The following is a 14,241-nucleotide window of genomic DNA, read 5'->3' on the forward strand; positions in this document are numbered from 1 at the left end:
GCAGCACGAAGAGCGCCCGGCAGGGCGCCCTCGGAAATGGAGACCGCACATGCCCCCCGCAGCCCGGACCGGGGACCCGACCGACCACGGCGGCGTCCTCACCACCCCGCCGCCGGGTGCCCTCAAGGTGGCGACGGTGCTGATCGGCGGCCGCCCCGCCGCGGTGGCGGGCACCGTGCACGCCTGCGTCCCGCACGTGGAGATGGGCCCCGCCAACCTGGTCGAGCCCGACCCCGGCGGGGTGACCAGGGGAGTGGTGCTGATCGGCGGCCTGCCCGCGGCCCGGATGCGGGACAAGACGACCTGCGGCGCCCAGATCGTCGCCGGGGCGTTCAACGTGCTGATCGGCGGGGACATATGAGCAACGACTTCATCGGCCGCGGCTGGGCCTTCCCGCTGCGGGTGAACGCCACCGGCGGGATCGGCATGGTGGAGCGGGACCGGGAGCTCGCCGAGGCGATCCGGCTGATCCTCGGCACCGCCCCCGGCGAGCGGCCGATGCGCCCCGAGTTCGGCTGCGGCATCCACGAGTACGTCTTCGCCCCGGGCGACAGCACCACCGCCGGGCGGATCGCCCGCGAGGTGCGGATCGCGCTGGAACGCTGGGAGCCGCGGATCACCGTCGACGACGTGGTGATCGCCTTCGACCGGGTCGACGAGGGCACGCTCTACATCGACGTCCACTACACCGTGCGGGCCACCAACGACCGCCGCAACCTGGTCTTCCCCTTCTACACGATCCCGGAGTCCCCGGAAGCGGACACCCCGGACCCGGAACGGGCCGCCGCCGCGAACGGAGGTGCCCGCTGATGGCACTGCCCTCCCCGAACCTGGACGACCGCCGGTTCCAGCAACTCGTCGACGAGGCCAAGCGGTACGTGCAGCAGCGCGCCCCGGAGTGGACCGACCACAACGTCTCCGACCCGGGCGTCACCCTGATCGAGACCTTCGCCTACCTGGTCGACCAGCTGCTCTACCGGCTGAACCGGGTGCCCGAGAAGAACTACACCGCCTTCCTGGACCTGCTGGGCATCCGGCTCTTCCCGCCCGCCGCGGCCCGCGCCGAGGTCGACTTCTGGCTCTCCGCCCCGCAGCCCGAGACGGTCCTGCTGCGCGCCGGCACCGAGGTGTCCACACTGCGCACCGAGACCGACGAGGCGGTGGTCTTCGCCACCGCCGAGGACCTCCCGGTCGTCCCCAGCGCGCTGGAGCGGCTGGTCACCGTCTCCGCCACCGGCGAGCAGGCCGACGTCACCGGCCGGCTGGCGGACGGCGCGGACGTGCGGTGCTTCCAGACCCGACCGGCGGCCGGGGACGCCATGCTGTTCGCCCTGCCCGCCGTGGTCCCGCGCTGCATCCTGGCGGTGCGACTGGACAGCCGGGTGGAGGGCGTCGGCGTCGACCCGCGCCAGCCCCCGTTGGTCTGGGAGGTGTGGGACGGCGCCCGCTGGATCGCCTGCGAGACCGGCAGCGACACCACCGGCGGCCTCAACCGGCCCGGCGAGGTGCTGGTGTTCGTACCCGCCGGGCACACCGCCTCGGTGGTGGCCGGGCGGCGGGCCGGCTGGCTGCGCTGCCGGGTGACCGAGCCCCGGCCCGGCCAGCCGTTCTACTCCGAGTCCCCGACCGTGCGCCGGGCCGAGGTGTTCACCATCGGCGGCACCGCCACCGCCGTGCACGCCCGGACCGTCACCGACGCGCCGCTGGGCACCTCGGAGGGCGTCGCGGGCCAGCGCTTCCGGCTCGCCCGGCCGCCGGTGCTGCTGGACGGCGGAGCACCGGCGGTCGAGGTCTCGGCCGGCGACGGCTGGCAGCGCTGGAGCGTCGTCGAGCACTTCGGCGACTCCGCGCCGACCGACCGGCACGTGGTGCTGGACGCCACCAACGGCGAGTTCCTGTTCCCGCCCGCCGTCCGGGAGCCCGACGGCAGCCTGCGCGCCTTCGGCGCGGTGCCGCCCAAGGGCGCCCGGCTGCGCGTCCCGCAGTACCGCACCGGCGGCGGGATCGCGGGCAACGTCGCCCGCAACACCGTCACGGTGCTGCGCAGCTCCGTCCCGTACGTCGCCCGGGTGGACAACCGGGAGGCCGCCCGGGGCGGGGTCGACGGCGAGACGGTCGAGAACGCCAAGGCGCGCGCCCCGCACCAGCTGCGGCTGCAGGAACGCGCCGTCACCGCCGGGGACTTCGAGCTGATCGCCCGGCAGGCCGCGCCCTCCGCCGCCCGGGTCAGCTGCGTGCCCGCCACCGGCGGGGAGGCCGGGGCCGTGCGGGTGCTGGTGGTGCCGGAGGCCGTCGCCGACGAGGGCGAGCGGCTGCGCTTCGAGCAGCTCATCCCGGACGAACAGGTGCTGGCCGAGGTGGCGGCCGCGCTGGACGAGCGGCGGCTGATCGGCACCCGGGTCCTCGTCCAGCCGCCCGCCTACCAGGGCGTCACCGTGGTCGCCCGGCTCACCACCCGCGCCGCCGACCCCGACCGGGTCCGCGAGGCGGTGCTGGACGCGCTCTACCGCCACCTCAACCCGCTGCGCGGCGGCGCCGCCGGCACCGGCTGGCCGTTCGGCCGGGCGGTGCAGTACGGCGAGGTGTTCGCGGTGCTCCAGCGGGTGGCCGCCGTCGCGGGCGTCGAGGAGCTACGGCTCTTCCCGGCCGACCCGATCACCGGACGCCGGGGCGCGCCCGCCGAGCGGGTCGACGTCCCGCCGGACGCCCTGGTCTTCTCGCACCAGCACCAGGTCGTGGTCACCGCCGTCACCGAGGACGGCACCCCATGACCAGAGCCGCCGTCCCCGGGCTGCCCAGCCCGCACCCGATCGGCGAACTGCTGCCCGCGCTCTTCGCCGACGACGACTTCGCCCAGCGCTTCACGGCCGGCCTGGACACCGTCCTCGCCCCGGTCTTTGCCACCCTGGACAACCTGCCCGCCTATTTCCGGCCCGAGCTCGCGCCCACCGACTTCCTCGACTGGCTGGCCTCCTGGGTCGCGGTCGAGGTCGACCCGGCCTGGCCGGAGGAGGTGCGCCGGGCGGTGATCGGGCGCGCCGTGGAACTGCACCGCTGGCGCGGCACCCGGCGCGGGCTCACCGAGCGGCTACGGCTGGTGCTGGGCGCCGGGGCCGAGATCACGGACGGCGGCGGCGCGGCCTGGTCCACCGACGCCGACCCCGACCGCGCCCTGCCGCCCGCCCCGGGCGGCGGCGGGGTGCTGGTCCGGGTCTGGCCGCTGGGCGGCGCGGGGCTGGACGAGGACCAGGTGCTGGCCGTCGTCCGGGCCGGCTGCCCGGTCCACCTGACCTGCCGGGTCGAGATCCTGCCCGGTCCACCCGGGCGAGCGGAGGGCTGACGGATGCCGGTGTGTCCCGAATGCGGCACGGCCAACGCGGAGGGCGACGACTTCTGCGGCAACTGCGGCGCCTACCTGGGGTGGTCGCGGCGCGCGCCCGCCGCGGGGGCCGCGCCCGCCCCGGTGGCCGGGCCCGCGCCCGTGCCCGTGCCGGCGGAGCGCGAGCCCGGGCCTGCTGCGCCCGAGCCCAGGCCCCAGCCCGAAGCGGAGTCTGCGCCCGAGCCCGAGCCCGGGCCTGCTGCGCCCGAGCCGGCCGCCCCCGACACCTCGCGGACCTGGCGGAACGTCTCCCGGCGGGTCACCAGCCGGAGTCGGCGCACCCAACCGCCCGTCGCCCCGGAACCTGTCGCGGTCCCGGAGGTCGCGGCCCCGGAACCCGCCGCGGCCGTCGAGGAACGGCCCGTCGAGAAGCCGCCCGTCGAGAAGCGGCCCGTCGAGGAGCCGCCGTCCCCGCCGTCCGTCGAGACCTCGCGCTCGACCTCCACCCGGGCGCGGCCCGTACCGGCTCCCGCCCCGCCATCCGAGCCCGCCCCGGCCCCGGCCCCTGAGCCGGACCCGAGGCCGCGACCGCCCGCCGCACCGCAGACCGAGCCGACCGACCCCGTCGCCGTGCAGCCCGCCAAGCCCGTCGCGCCGCGTCCCGTCGTCCGGGCCTCCGCCGTCGAGGAGGCCCAGGACGGCCCGCCCTGCCCGCGCTGCGGCACCCCCAACCTGCCCGAGCGCCGGTTCTGCCGGCGCTGCGCGGCCCCGCTGACCGTCACCGCGGCCGCCCCGGAGCTGCCCTGGTGGCGCACCCGGTGGCCGTTCCGGCGCCGGGTGCGGATCGGCGGTTCGGGCAACGCGCTGCGCCGCACGATCGCGCTGATCGTGCTGCTCGCACTGGTGGTCGCGGGGGTCCTGCTGTACCCGCTCGGCAAGAACGCCTACCAGGACGTGCTGGACAAGCTGGGCAGCACCGCGCCGGTCTCGCCCTCGCTGACCACGGCGTCGGCCGCGGTCGAGGGGCACCCCGCGAGCGCGGCCGACGACGGCCTCTCCAACACCTACTGGGGCGCGCCCGCGATCGGCGACTCCGTCGACTTCACCTTCCGCACCCCGTTCCGGCTGGTGGACCTGATCGTCCACACCGGCGCCTCCGCGGACCCGGAGCAGTTCCGGCAGCAGGCCCGCCCGCTGGTGCTCGCCCTGGAGGTGACCGCCTCGGACGGCGAGGTGCACCGCAAGCAGGTCACGCTCAACGACCAGCCGGGCCCGCAGACGGTGGCGACCGGCATCAGCGACGTCGTCCAGGTGAAGCTGACCGTCCGCGAGGCGGCGGGCACCGGCCCGGGCCGCACCGTCGCGCTGGCCGAGGTGGAGTTCTTCAAGCGGACGTGAAGGGGTGTCCGCCGCCGCGGCGGGGTCAGAGGAAGTAGAGGCGGTTCAGCGAGACCTCCTCGGCGGGGTCGGAGTGCAGCGGGGTCCCGTCGAGGGTGACCAGGCCCCGCTGCCCGTCGACCATGATCTGCCCGAGCCGGCTGTTGCGGACCAGGTCGGCCGGCCCGATGCCGCGGGTGTGCCGGACGGCGACCCGCCGGCGCCGGGTGGTCATCCGGTCGTACGGCCGGTCGCCGGTGCCCGCCTCGGCGGCGGCGCGGCTGGTGAAGGCCACCGAGAGGTCCGCCGGGGTGGCGCCGTGGGCGCCGAACAGCGGCCCCAGGACGAGGGGTTGGCAGCTCTCGGTGGCGGCGTTGGGGTCGCCGGTGACGCCGTACGCGGGGAAGCCGGCCTTGAGCACCAGGTACGGCTTGGCACCGAAGGAGGCCGGGTTCCACAGCACCAGGTCGGCGAGCTTGCCGACCTCGACCGAGCCGACCTCGTGCGAGAGCCCGTGCGCGATGGCCGGGTTGACGGTGAGCTTGGCGATGTAGCGCAGCACCCGCTCGTTGTCGTCGGACGGGCCGTCGCCCTCCATCGGTCCGCGTTCGGCCTTCATCTTGCCGGCCATCGCGAAGGTGCGGCGCACCGTCTCCCCGGCGCGGCCCATGCCCTGGGCGTCGGAGGAGGTGATGCCGATCGCCCCGAGGTCGTGCAGCACGTCCTCGGCGCCCATCGTCCCGCCGCGGATGCGGTCGCGGGCCATGGCGGCGTCGCCGGGCAGGTCGGTCTTGAGGCCGTGGACGGAGACGATCATGCCGTAGTGCTCGGCGATCGCGTCCCGCCCGTACGGGAGGGTGGGGTTGGTGGAGGAGCCGATGACGTTCGGCACGCCGGCCATCTTGAGCACGTTGGGGACGTGTCCGCCGCCGCAGCCCTCGATGTGGAAGGCGTGGATGGTCCGGCCCTCCAGCACCCGCAGGGTGTCCTCGACCGACAGGCACTCGTTCAACCCGTCGGTGTGCAGCGCCACTTGGACGTCGTGGACCTCCGCCACGGACAGCGCGGTGTCCAGCGCGCGGGTGTGCGCGCCCATGTCCTCGTGCACCTTGAAGCCGCAGGCGCCGCCCTCGGCCAGCGCCTCCACCAGCGGCGCCGGGTGGGAGGACGAACCGCGGCCCAGGAAGCCGATGTTGACGGGCCAGGCGTCGAAGGCGTTGAAGGCGTGGCGCAGCGCCCAGGGCGAGTTGACGCCGACGCCCCAGGCCGGGCCGAACTCCTGGCCGATGATGGTGGTGACGCCGGAGGCCAGCGAGGCCTCCATGATCCGCGGGGACATCAGGTGGACGTGGGTGTCGATGGCCCCGGCGGTCAGGATCAGGCCCTCGCCGGAGACGATCGCCGTCCCGGTGCCGACGACCACGTCGACGCCGTCCAGGGTGTCCGGGTTACCGGCCCGCCCGATCGAGGCGATCCGCCCCTCCCGGATGCCGATCGAGGTCTTCCGGATGCCCTGGATCGCGTCGATCACCAGCACGTTGCTGATGACCAGGTCGCAGGTGTCGCGGACGGCGGCGGCCTTGAGGTGGAGGCCGTCGCGGGCGGTCTTGCCGAAACCGGTGAGGAACTCGTCGCCCGGCCGCTGGGAGTCGGACTCGACCCGGACGACCAGCCCGCTGTCGCCGAGCCGGACCCGGTCGCCGGCCCGCGGGCCGTGCACGGCGGCGTACTCGGCCGCCTCGATCGACGCGCTGCCGCTGCTGCTGCTCACCGCTGGCTCTCCTCCGCCTCGTCGTCACTGCTCGCACTGCTCGGGCCGTCCGCACTGCTCGGGCCGTTGGCGCCGAGGTAGCCCTGCTCGGCCGCCCGGCGCAGCGCCTCCCGCCGGACCCGGGGCGAGTCCAGCGGACCGTCCACCAGTCCGGCGAAGCCGATCGCGACCCGCTCGCCGCCGATCGGCACCAGCCCGACCTCGACGTCCGAGCCCGGGTCGAAGCGCACCGAGGAGCCGGCCGGGACGGCCAGGTGCATGCCGTACGCGGCGGCGCGGTCGAAGGCCAGCCGCGGGTTGGCCTCGAAGAAGTGGAAGTGCGAGGTGACCGAGACCGGGACGTCCGCGGTGTTGCGGACGGTCAGTGTGCGGACCGGCGCGGGCACCGGCTCGGCGCCGCGGCCGGGGAGCACCGCGCCGGGGGCGGCCTCGCCCAGGCCGCCCCCGCCGAACGGGTCGGCGATCACGGCGAGCCGGGTGCCGTCCTGGAACACCGCCTCGACCTGGATCTCGGTGACCAGGTCGGGGACGCCGGGCAGGACGTCCTCCGGGGAGAGCACCGAGCGCCCGCGGGCGACGGCCTCCGCCAGCCGCAGGCCGTCGCGGGCGGCCTCGCAGACGGTGTCCGAGATCAGCGCGGTGGCCTCGGGGACGTTCAGCCGCAGGCCGCGGGCGCGGCGGGCACGGGCGAGTTCGGCGGCGGTGAAGATCAGCAGCCGGTCGCGTTCGGTGGGGGTCAGCTGCACAAGGGGTCCCTTCTCCCTCGGTGCGGGGCGGCGGTGCCGGGCGGCGGGGCGGCCGGCCGTGTGGCCGGCCGGCCGTCGGTACCGGTGGTGGGGGGTCAGCCGGCGGGCTGGTCGTGGGTCGAGCAGTGGATGCCGCCGCCGCCGGAGGCGATGGTGTCGATCTGCACGGGGACGATCTCGCGGTCCGGGAACTGGTCCTTGAAGACTTCCTGGGCGTGCCCGTCGGCCTTGGCGTCGCCGAACAGCGGCAGGTAGACGCCCTTGTTGCCGATGTAGAAGTTCATGTACGAGGAGACGAAGGCGTCGCCCCGACCGGTGATCTTGTCCGGGTCGGGCTGGCTGATCTCGATCACCTTGAGCTTCTTGCCGGTGGCGTCGGTGGCGTCCGCCAGCACGGCCCGGGCCTGGTCGGCCGAGCGGGACCAGACGTCCGCGGGCATGCCGGGGAAGGCCCGGTCGAGGAAGACCACGCCGGGGGCGGCGAAGCGGGCCAGGCAGTCGACGTGGGCGTCGGTGATGTCCTTGCCCTTGACGCCGGCCAGCCAGATCACCTTGGTGATGCCGAGGGCCTGCTTGAGCTCGGCCTCGATCTGGTCGCGGTCGCGGCCCGGGTTGCGGTTGGCGTTGACGATCGAGCTCTCGGTGACCATCAGGGTGCCCTGGCCGTCGGTCTCGAAGGAGCCGCCCTCGGCGACCAGTTGGGTCGCGACCCGCTCGATCCCGTACTTGTCCAGGACGGCGCGGGCGATCCGGGCGTCGTTGTCGTGCTGCTGCTTGCCGCCCCAGCCGCTGAAGTTGAAGTCGACGCCCTTGACCTTGCCGCCCTCCTCGACGAACACCGGCACGGTGTCGCGGGCCCACAGGTCGTCCACCGGGACGGACAGCAGCTCGACGTCCTTGCCGCAGGCGTTGCGGGCGGAGTCCTCCTGGCCGGGGCGCACCAGCATGACCACCGGCTCGCGGCTGCCGATGGCGCGGGCCACCGAGGCGATGTCCTTGCGGACGCCGCCGAGCTGCTCGCCCCAGACGTTCTCGGAGGCGGGCCAGGCCATGAAGGTCCGCTCGTGCTTCTCCCACTCGCCGCCGAGCCGGCGTCCGCCGGCGGGGGAGGGGGCCGCCGTCGCGGACGGTGCGGCGGTGGCGCTCGCGGACGGCTGCCCGGCGGGGGCGGAGGACGGGGCCGCGGGCTCGGCCGCGTCGTCGCCGCCGGAGGCACAGGCGGTCGCGCCGGCCGCGATCAGGCCGGCGCCGGCGAGGGAACGCAGCACCGTGCGGCGCGCGAGGGAGGACTGGGACACGGTGGACTCCGGTGGGGCCGAGGGTGGATCCGGTCCGGCGCGGCGGGCGGGGCCTCCGGGGAGTGCTGCGCGCTGCGCCGATCGGCGGCGGGCACGGCGGCCCGGGCATCGCCTGAACTGCACTCTCGCATTGACTGAAAAATCAGTCAAGCTCTACGGTGAAAGCACCCAAACCATCCCGAGACGACCCGGGCCGCCGCACGCGGCCCCGGTCCCGACGACGAAAGGCCGGGTGAGGCGACGATGCTGCGCAATGGACTGGAGCCCTGGCACCTGCTGGTGGTGCTGGTGGTCGTGGTGCTGCTCTTCGGTTCCAAGAAGCTGCCCGACATGGCGCGCGGACTGGGGAAGTCGATGCGCATCCTCAAGGCGGAGACGGCGGCCATGCGGGAGGAGGACCAGCCCGCCGCCGCGTCGGGGGCTCCGGCGGCCGGGCCCGCCGCGCCGGTGGCTCCCGCCCCGGCGCCTGCCACACCTGGGCCTGCCACCCCCGCTGCCGCCGACCCGGCCCGGCGCCCGGTCTGACCCCGGGCCGCCGATCAGCGCCGAGAGCCCGTCGCTCCCACCCGTGCCGCGGGCGGCGACGGGCTCTCGGCCGTTCCCGGGGGTGTCAGCCGTTGCGGCGGTAGTGGTCCAGCGAGACCTTGACCGCCCCGTCCGCGCCCGCCGTCGACAGCACCCGGACGATCGCCAGCTCCTTGCCGTCCGCGGACCGGACGCAGAAGGCGCCGCGCGGCCCGACGGCGCTGAACGGCACCCGGGCGGTCGGACGGCTGCCGAGCCCCTGGAGGCACTCGGCCGGGCCGAGGCCGGAGTCCCGGCCGATGTAGGAGTCGGCGGTCTCCGGGATCAGGAACTCGCTGTCGGTGCGCCCCACGTACCAGTTCACGGTCTCGACCGGCACCACCGTGCCCGCGGCCAGGTCGAACTCGTAGTTCGGATCCGCCGAGGTGAGCTCCACCGCCCGGTAGTCGGCAGTGAAGTCGGCGGCGGGGGCGGGCGGCGTCGAGCGGCTCGGCGCGGTGGTGGCGGAGGGCGTGCGGGCGGGGCCCGACGGGCCGGTGGGCGCCGTCGACGCGCCGGGCGTGCCGGGCGCGGGGGAGCCGGCCACCGGGGTGTCGGCCGTCGCCGCCTCCACCGGGTCCGAGTCGTCGAGCACGAACACCGTCGCCGCGGCGCCGACGGCCAGGGCGACCACGGCGACCAGCGCGGTGCGCCCGCGCAACCGCCTCGGCCGCCCGGTCGACGCGGGCCCGGACGGGGTGGCGCTCACGCCCGGCAGTTCGGGGCCGCCCGGCGCCGCCGCGGCGGTGGCGAGCACGGTCGGCGTCGGAGTCGGCATCGGAGTCGGCATCGCCGCAGGCGCCAGCATCGTCGGGGCCGCGTTCAGGCCGGTCCCGCCGGTCCCGGCGGCCTCGGCGGGCGTCTGCGGCAGCTCGGTGTGCCGGGTGATCTGGCTGGTCAGCGGCTGCGGCAGCCAGTCCTCGCCGAACCGCAGCTGCCCGCCCACCGCGGGGTGGCCGGCCGCGGCGGCGATCACCTCGGCGGTGGTCGGCCGGTCCTCGGGCCGCTTGGCCAGGCAGCGCCGGAGCAGCTCGCGCAGGCCTTCCGGCACCCGGGCGAGGTCGGGTTCCTCGTGGACGGTCCGGTAGAGCGTGGCCGGGTGCGGGCCGTCGCCGAACGGCGGGGCGCCGGCCGCGACGTGGACGGCGAGGGCGCCGAGCGCCCAGACGTCGGTGGCCGCGGTCGCGGACTGCCCCATGGCCTGCTCGGGGGCCATGTAGGCGGGGGAGCCGATCTGCAGTCCGGTGCCGGTCAGGGCGACGGCGTCGGCCGCCCGGGCGATGCCGAAGTCGATCACCCGGGGGCCGTCGGCGGCGATCAGCACGTTGCCCGGCTTGAGGTCGCGGTGGACCACCCCGCTGGCGTGGATGGCCTGGAGCGCCTCGGCGATCCCGGCCATCAGCAGCAGGACGGTGCGCTCGGGGAGCGGGCCGAACCGCTGCACCACCTGCTGGAGCGAGGGGCCGGGCACGTAGGTGGTGGCCAGCCACGGGGTGGCGGCGTCCGGCCCGGCGTCGACCAGTTGGGCGGTGAACAGGCCGTGGATGAGCCGGGCGCTGGCCACCTCCTGGGCGAACCGGGCCCGGAAGTCCGGGTCCTCGGCCAGCTCGGGGCGCACCACCTTGAGCGCCACCGGGCGGCCGCCCGGGGTGTACGCGAGGTAGACCCGGCCCATGCCGCCGGCGCCGAGCCGCGCGTACAGCCGGTGGCCGCCGACCTCGCGCGGGTCGTCCGCGGTCAGCGCCTGGAAGACCGGCTGGAGGGCGAAGGGGGATCGGTCAGCGGACATGGGGCGGCCTCTCTCGGCGGACAAGGAGGGGTGGGGCACGGATGGCATCGCCGCGAAGTTTAGAGGTTCCCTCAGGGGATGGCGCAGCGGGCCCGGCGTGGGGCCGGTGAAGGGCTGGTAGAGCGGTCGGGGCAACGGGAGCGATTCGGGCATTTGACTGAATTTTCAGTTCAATGGAGGATGCGGGGCAACCCAGCGGAAAGCCCCGGACGAGACACCGGTGCGCGGCAGCCCGGACGGCAGCGATCCTGCCCCGCCTCCGACGCGCGCTCCAGGAAGGACCACCGTGCAGGCCACCATCGACGAGACCGGCGCACCCCCCGCCACGCCGCCCCGAGCCCCCCGCCGCCGCAGCTGGCGCTTCGCCGTCCTCCTGGCGATGGTCGTCGCCCTCTGCGGCAGCGGCATCGGCCTCTACCTGAACGAACGCAACACCCGCGAGCAGACCCGTGAGCTGGCCGTCCCCTCGGCCGCCGACTGGATCGAACTCGACGTCACCGCGCAGGACGTCGACCCGACGGCCCAGCAGCTGACGCTCTACGTCACGCCCGTCCCGCACGGCCGCTTCGCCGCCGGCCCGGGCTCCCAGACCTTCGCCCGCCCGGTCGAGATCAGCGTCACCGGCACCCCCAAGGTGACCGTCAAGGCCGCCGAGGGGGAGACCGCGCCCTCCCAGCTCGTCCAGGTGGGGATCTACGACGGCACCAAGACCGACTACCCCTTCGACCGCTACCGCATGGAGGTGGGCTTCGCCGCCACCAGCGGAGGCTCGGCCGTGCCGGTCGGCGTGGTCCTCACCGACACCGACCCGTTCTTCGTGCTGCGCCCGCAGGCCACCACCGCGAGCAACGGCGCGGTGGCCCTGGACACCAGGATCACCCGCTCCCGCAGCACCTTCATCCTCTCCTGGTTCATGATCGCGGCGATGTGGGCCATCGCCCTGGCCGTCCTCGGCGCCGCCGAGGTGCTCTACCGCAAGCGCGAGGGCCTGGTCTGGCCCTCCCTGGGCTGGATGGCGGCCAGCCTGTTCGCCCTGATCGGCATGCGCAACGCGGCCCCCGGAGCGCCGCCGATCGGATCGCTGATGGACTACGTGGCGTTCTTCTGGGCGGAGGGGATCATCGCCGCGAGCCTGGCCTGCACCGCCTGGTGCGGCATCCGCACCGAGCACCGGCTGCGCCGGGAGAAGGAGGCCGAGGCCGAGGGCGCCTGACCGCACCCACCCGCCCGGCCCCCACGGGCCCGGGCGGGTCAGCAGGTCAGCGGGTCAGCGGGTCAGCGGTTCGGCCGGTCACCCGCTCGCGGACAGCGCGGCCATCAGCCTGCGCAGCACCCGCCCCGCGTCCACCGTCCCGTCCAGCGAGCCGATCGCGGCCAGCCCGTCCACGGCGGCGGCGAAGGCCTCGCCCAGCGGGCGGGGGTCGGAGCCGTCGCCGCGCTCGTCCGCCAGCGTCCGGAACAGGCGCACGAAGCAGGACCGCCAGCGTGCGTACTCCGCCTCCAGACTGGCCCGGACCCGCTCGTCGTTGAGCGCCAGCCAGTGCAGCGCCGCGTGCAGCCGGGCCAGGTCGGGGCTCTCCGGCCGGGTGAGCAGGGCGAGTACCCGGTCCGCCCGCTCGGCGTAGCCGCCCGGGCCGTCCACCGCCTCCTCCAGCGGGGTGATCCACTCGGGCCGGATGTCGGCGACCACCGCGACGATCAGTTCGGTGCGGTCGGCGAAGTGGTAGTGGCACATCCCGTGCGAAACCCCGGACAGCGCGGCCACGTTGCGGGTGGTGAACCGCCCGGCGTCGCCGCCCGCGAGCAGCGTCCGGGCCGCCGCTATCAGCCGGGCCCGGGTCTGCTCGCCCTTGCTGGAGGCCCGTACCCGGCCGGTGCCGCCCGGCGCGGAGGACGCCTCCCGCGCTGTTCCTGTCGCCCGTGTCGCCATGGCCGCCACTGTAACGAGCGGGGCGGCCGCGGGAGGGGCGGGCCGGAAAACGATTCGGAGGGATCCCCACCCGATCCTTGCGCGAGATATTGACCGAGCGCTTGGCCAGTTCTACCTTCTGGGCAACTCCACGGCCGTCGGCCGGAACTGACACGGAGGTAGAAGTGGACGATCGCGATCACCACAGACCCGACCCGGCGCCCCTCGGGCGCCTCGGCCGGCGCGGGTTCCTGGCAGCCGCCGGGCTGACCGCCGCCGGCGCCGCGCTGACCGGGCTGAACGCGCCGCAGGCCGCCGCCCGCGGCACGGCACCCGACCGGACGGCACCCGGCGGGACGGCATCCGGAGGCAGGGCGCCCGCCACCACCGGCTACGCCGTCCCGGTCGACACCGTCCCGCACACCCGGACCTGGATGGCGTGGCCGGACAGCACCGGCATCTGGCGCAACAAGCTCAGCGGCGTCCAGGCCAACATCGCCCTGATCGCCAAGACCATCGCCAAGTACGAGCCGGTCACCGTGTGCGCCAACCCCGCCAGCGTCGCCAAGGCGCAGTCGATGTGCGGCTCGCGGGTCACCGTCATCGGCACCATCCCCGTCGACGACTGCTGGATGCGCGACACCGGCCCGGTCTTCCGCACCAACGGCGCGGGCGGCCTGGACACGGTGGGCCTCAACTTCAACGGCTGGGGCAACAAGCAGACGCACGCCAACGACGCCCTGGTGGCCCAGCGCGTCGCCGCCTACCTCGGGATCCCGTTCACGGCCGCCGGACTCGTCGCCGAGGGCGGTGCCGTCGAGACCGACGGCGCCGGCACCCTGATGGCGACCAACAGCAGCATCGTCAACTCCAACCGCAACCCCGGCCTGTCCCAGACCCAGATCGAGTCCGCGCTGTACGCCGCCTACGGCGCCTCGAAGATGATCTGGTTCCCCGGCATCCAGGGCCAGGACATCACCGACGACCACGTCGACGCGACCTCGCGGTTCCTCGGCGCCGGTGCGGCCGCCGTCCAGATGCCGCTGTCCGGGGACACCGACGTCTGGTCCAACGACGAGCGCCAGCAGTACCAGATCCTCTCGGGCGCGACGAGCGCGCAGGGGGTCAGGATCGCGGTCAGCAAGATCCAGGGACCCGACTACAACCTGATCCGCTCGACCGACCCCAACTTCGTCGGCTCCTACGCCAACTACTACCTCTGCAACAACGCGGTGATCTCCGCCCAGTTCGGCGACACCTCGGCCGACGCCGCGGCCAAGGCCGCGCTCGCGCGGCTCTTCCCCGGCCGGACCGTCGAGCAGCTCAACATCGACTACCTCGGCGCGGGCGGCGGCGGCATCCACTGCGTCACCCAGCAGCAGCCCGCCGTCTGAACCCACCACCCGGGTAAGGCCGACCCACCACCCCGGCTGAACCCGTCACCCCGTCCGAACCCACCACCCCGGTA

General features: G+C 75.0%; 13 protein-coding genes. 8 read left to right on the plus strand and 5 right to left on the minus strand.

Features of this window, described 5'->3' with window-relative positions; translation table 11 throughout:
- The first annotated feature begins 49 nt into the window (after positions 1 to 49).
- From ACFC1T_RS29975 to ACFC1T_RS29995, 5 genes are read left to right on the plus strand one after another with little or no spacing between them, the layout of a single operon-like run.
- Positions 50 to 361 (plus strand): PAAR domain-containing protein, encoded by a 312-nt coding sequence (locus ACFC1T_RS29975; RefSeq protein WP_375893484.1) that lies wholly within the window; start codon positions 50 to 52, stop codon positions 359 to 361.
- A complete protein-coding gene (locus ACFC1T_RS29980) occupies positions 358 to 810 on the plus strand; it encodes a GPW/gp25 family protein (RefSeq protein ID WP_375893486.1) in 453 nt (150 codons plus the stop codon). Before ACFC1T_RS29975 ends, ACFC1T_RS29980 begins: the two co-directional genes overlap by 4 nt.
- The gene (locus tag ACFC1T_RS29985; RefSeq protein ID WP_375893488.1) at positions 810 to 2,771 is read left to right on the plus strand and encodes a putative baseplate assembly protein; all 1,962 of its coding nucleotides are present in this window, start codon (positions 810 to 812) and stop codon (positions 2,769 to 2,771) included. Before ACFC1T_RS29980 ends, ACFC1T_RS29985 begins: the two co-directional genes overlap by 1 nt.
- A complete protein-coding gene (locus tag ACFC1T_RS29990; RefSeq protein ID WP_375893489.1) occupies positions 2,768 to 3,340 on the plus strand; it encodes a phage tail protein I in 573 nt (190 codons plus the stop codon). Before ACFC1T_RS29985 ends, ACFC1T_RS29990 begins: the two co-directional genes overlap by 4 nt.
- Before the next feature lie 3 nt (positions 3,341 to 3,343).
- Positions 3,344 to 4,717, plus strand: a complete 1,374-nt coding sequence (locus tag ACFC1T_RS29995; protein WP_375893491.1) for a zinc-ribbon domain-containing protein — start codon at positions 3,344 to 3,346, stop codon at positions 4,715 to 4,717.
- A gap of 25 nt (positions 4,718 to 4,742) precedes the next feature.
- On the opposite strand, the gene ACFC1T_RS30000 is transcribed toward ACFC1T_RS29995, so the two are convergent.
- The 3 genes from ACFC1T_RS30000 to ACFC1T_RS30010 form a co-directional block, all read right to left on the minus strand.
- Positions 4,743 to 6,467, minus strand: coding sequence for an urease subunit alpha (locus tag ACFC1T_RS30000; protein WP_375893492.1), 1,725 nt, complete (start codon positions 6,465 to 6,467; stop codon positions 4,743 to 4,745).
- The gene (ureA, locus tag ACFC1T_RS30005; RefSeq protein ID WP_375893494.1) at positions 6,464 to 7,213 is read right to left on the minus strand and encodes an urease subunit gamma; all 750 of its coding nucleotides are present in this window, start codon (positions 7,211 to 7,213) and stop codon (positions 6,464 to 6,466) included. Before ureA ends, ACFC1T_RS30000 begins: the two co-directional genes overlap by 4 nt.
- A gap of 95 nt (positions 7,214 to 7,308) precedes the next feature.
- A complete protein-coding gene (locus ACFC1T_RS30010; protein WP_375893496.1) occupies positions 7,309 to 8,511 on the minus strand; it encodes an agmatine/peptidylarginine deiminase in 1,203 nt (400 codons plus the stop codon).
- Positions 8,512 to 8,754: 243 nt separating this feature from the next.
- Here ACFC1T_RS30010 and tatA point away from each other — a divergent pair, with 243 nt between their 5' ends.
- On the plus strand, positions 8,755 to 9,036 hold the full coding sequence (tatA, locus tag ACFC1T_RS30015) for a Sec-independent protein translocase subunit TatA (protein ID WP_375893498.1): 282 nt from the start codon (positions 8,755 to 8,757) through the stop codon (positions 9,034 to 9,036).
- Positions 9,037 to 9,121: 85 nt separating this feature from the next.
- Here the strand turns inward: tatA and ACFC1T_RS30020 are convergent, their stop codons facing one another.
- Positions 9,122 to 10,864, minus strand: a complete 1,743-nt coding sequence (locus ACFC1T_RS30020; protein ID WP_375893500.1) for a protein kinase — start codon at positions 10,862 to 10,864, stop codon at positions 9,122 to 9,124.
- 286 nt (positions 10,865 to 11,150) lie between these two features.
- On the opposite strand from ACFC1T_RS30020, the gene ACFC1T_RS30025 reads away from it, so the two are divergent.
- The gene (locus ACFC1T_RS30025; RefSeq protein ID WP_375893501.1) at positions 11,151 to 12,077 is read left to right on the plus strand and encodes a DUF4436 family protein; all 927 of its coding nucleotides are present in this window, start codon (positions 11,151 to 11,153) and stop codon (positions 12,075 to 12,077) included.
- 78 nt (positions 12,078 to 12,155) lie between these two features.
- Here ACFC1T_RS30025 and ACFC1T_RS30030 read toward each other — a convergent pair whose 3' ends face one another.
- A complete protein-coding gene (locus ACFC1T_RS30030; protein ID WP_375893503.1) occupies positions 12,156 to 12,794 on the minus strand; it encodes a TetR/AcrR family transcriptional regulator in 639 nt (212 codons plus the stop codon).
- 164 nt (positions 12,795 to 12,958) lie between these two features.
- Here ACFC1T_RS30030 and ACFC1T_RS30035 point away from each other — a divergent pair, with 164 nt between their 5' ends.
- Positions 12,959 to 14,167, plus strand: a complete 1,209-nt coding sequence (locus ACFC1T_RS30035; protein ID WP_375893505.1) for an agmatine/peptidylarginine deiminase — start codon at positions 12,959 to 12,961, stop codon at positions 14,165 to 14,167.
- The last annotated feature ends 74 nt before the right edge of the window (positions 14,168 to 14,241 follow it).

It is taken from the genome of Kitasatospora sp. NPDC056076, assembly GCF_042266305.1.
Taxonomy (GTDB): Bacteria; Actinomycetota; Actinomycetes; order Streptomycetales; family Streptomycetaceae; genus Kitasatospora.

Excerpts from the sequence above, each read along its gene's own strand:
- tatA (WP_375893498.1), top strand. The coding sequence starts at position 8,755 with ATGCTGCGCAATGGACTGGAGCCCTGGCACCTGCTGGTGGTGCTGGTG.
- ACFC1T_RS29990 (WP_375893489.1), top strand. The coding sequence starts at position 2,768 with ATGACCAGAGCCGCCGTCCCCGGGCTGCCCAGCCCGCACCCGATCGGC.
- ACFC1T_RS29975 (WP_375893484.1), top strand. The coding sequence starts at position 50 with ATGCCCCCCGCAGCCCGGACCGGGGACCCGACCGACCACGGCGGCGTC.
- ACFC1T_RS30020 (WP_375893500.1), bottom strand. The coding sequence starts at position 10,864 with ATGTCCGCTGACCGATCCCCCTTCGCCCTCCAGCCGGTCTTCCAGGCG.
- ACFC1T_RS29985 (WP_375893488.1), top strand. The coding sequence starts at position 810 with ATGGCACTGCCCTCCCCGAACCTGGACGACCGCCGGTTCCAGCAACTC.
- ACFC1T_RS29995 (WP_375893491.1), top strand. The coding sequence starts at position 3,344 with ATGCCGGTGTGTCCCGAATGCGGCACGGCCAACGCGGAGGGCGACGAC.
- ACFC1T_RS30030 (WP_375893503.1), bottom strand. The coding sequence starts at position 12,794 with ATGGCGACACGGGCGACAGGAACAGCGCGGGAGGCGTCCTCCGCGCCG.
- ACFC1T_RS29980 (WP_375893486.1), top strand. The coding sequence starts at position 358 with ATGAGCAACGACTTCATCGGCCGCGGCTGGGCCTTCCCGCTGCGGGTG.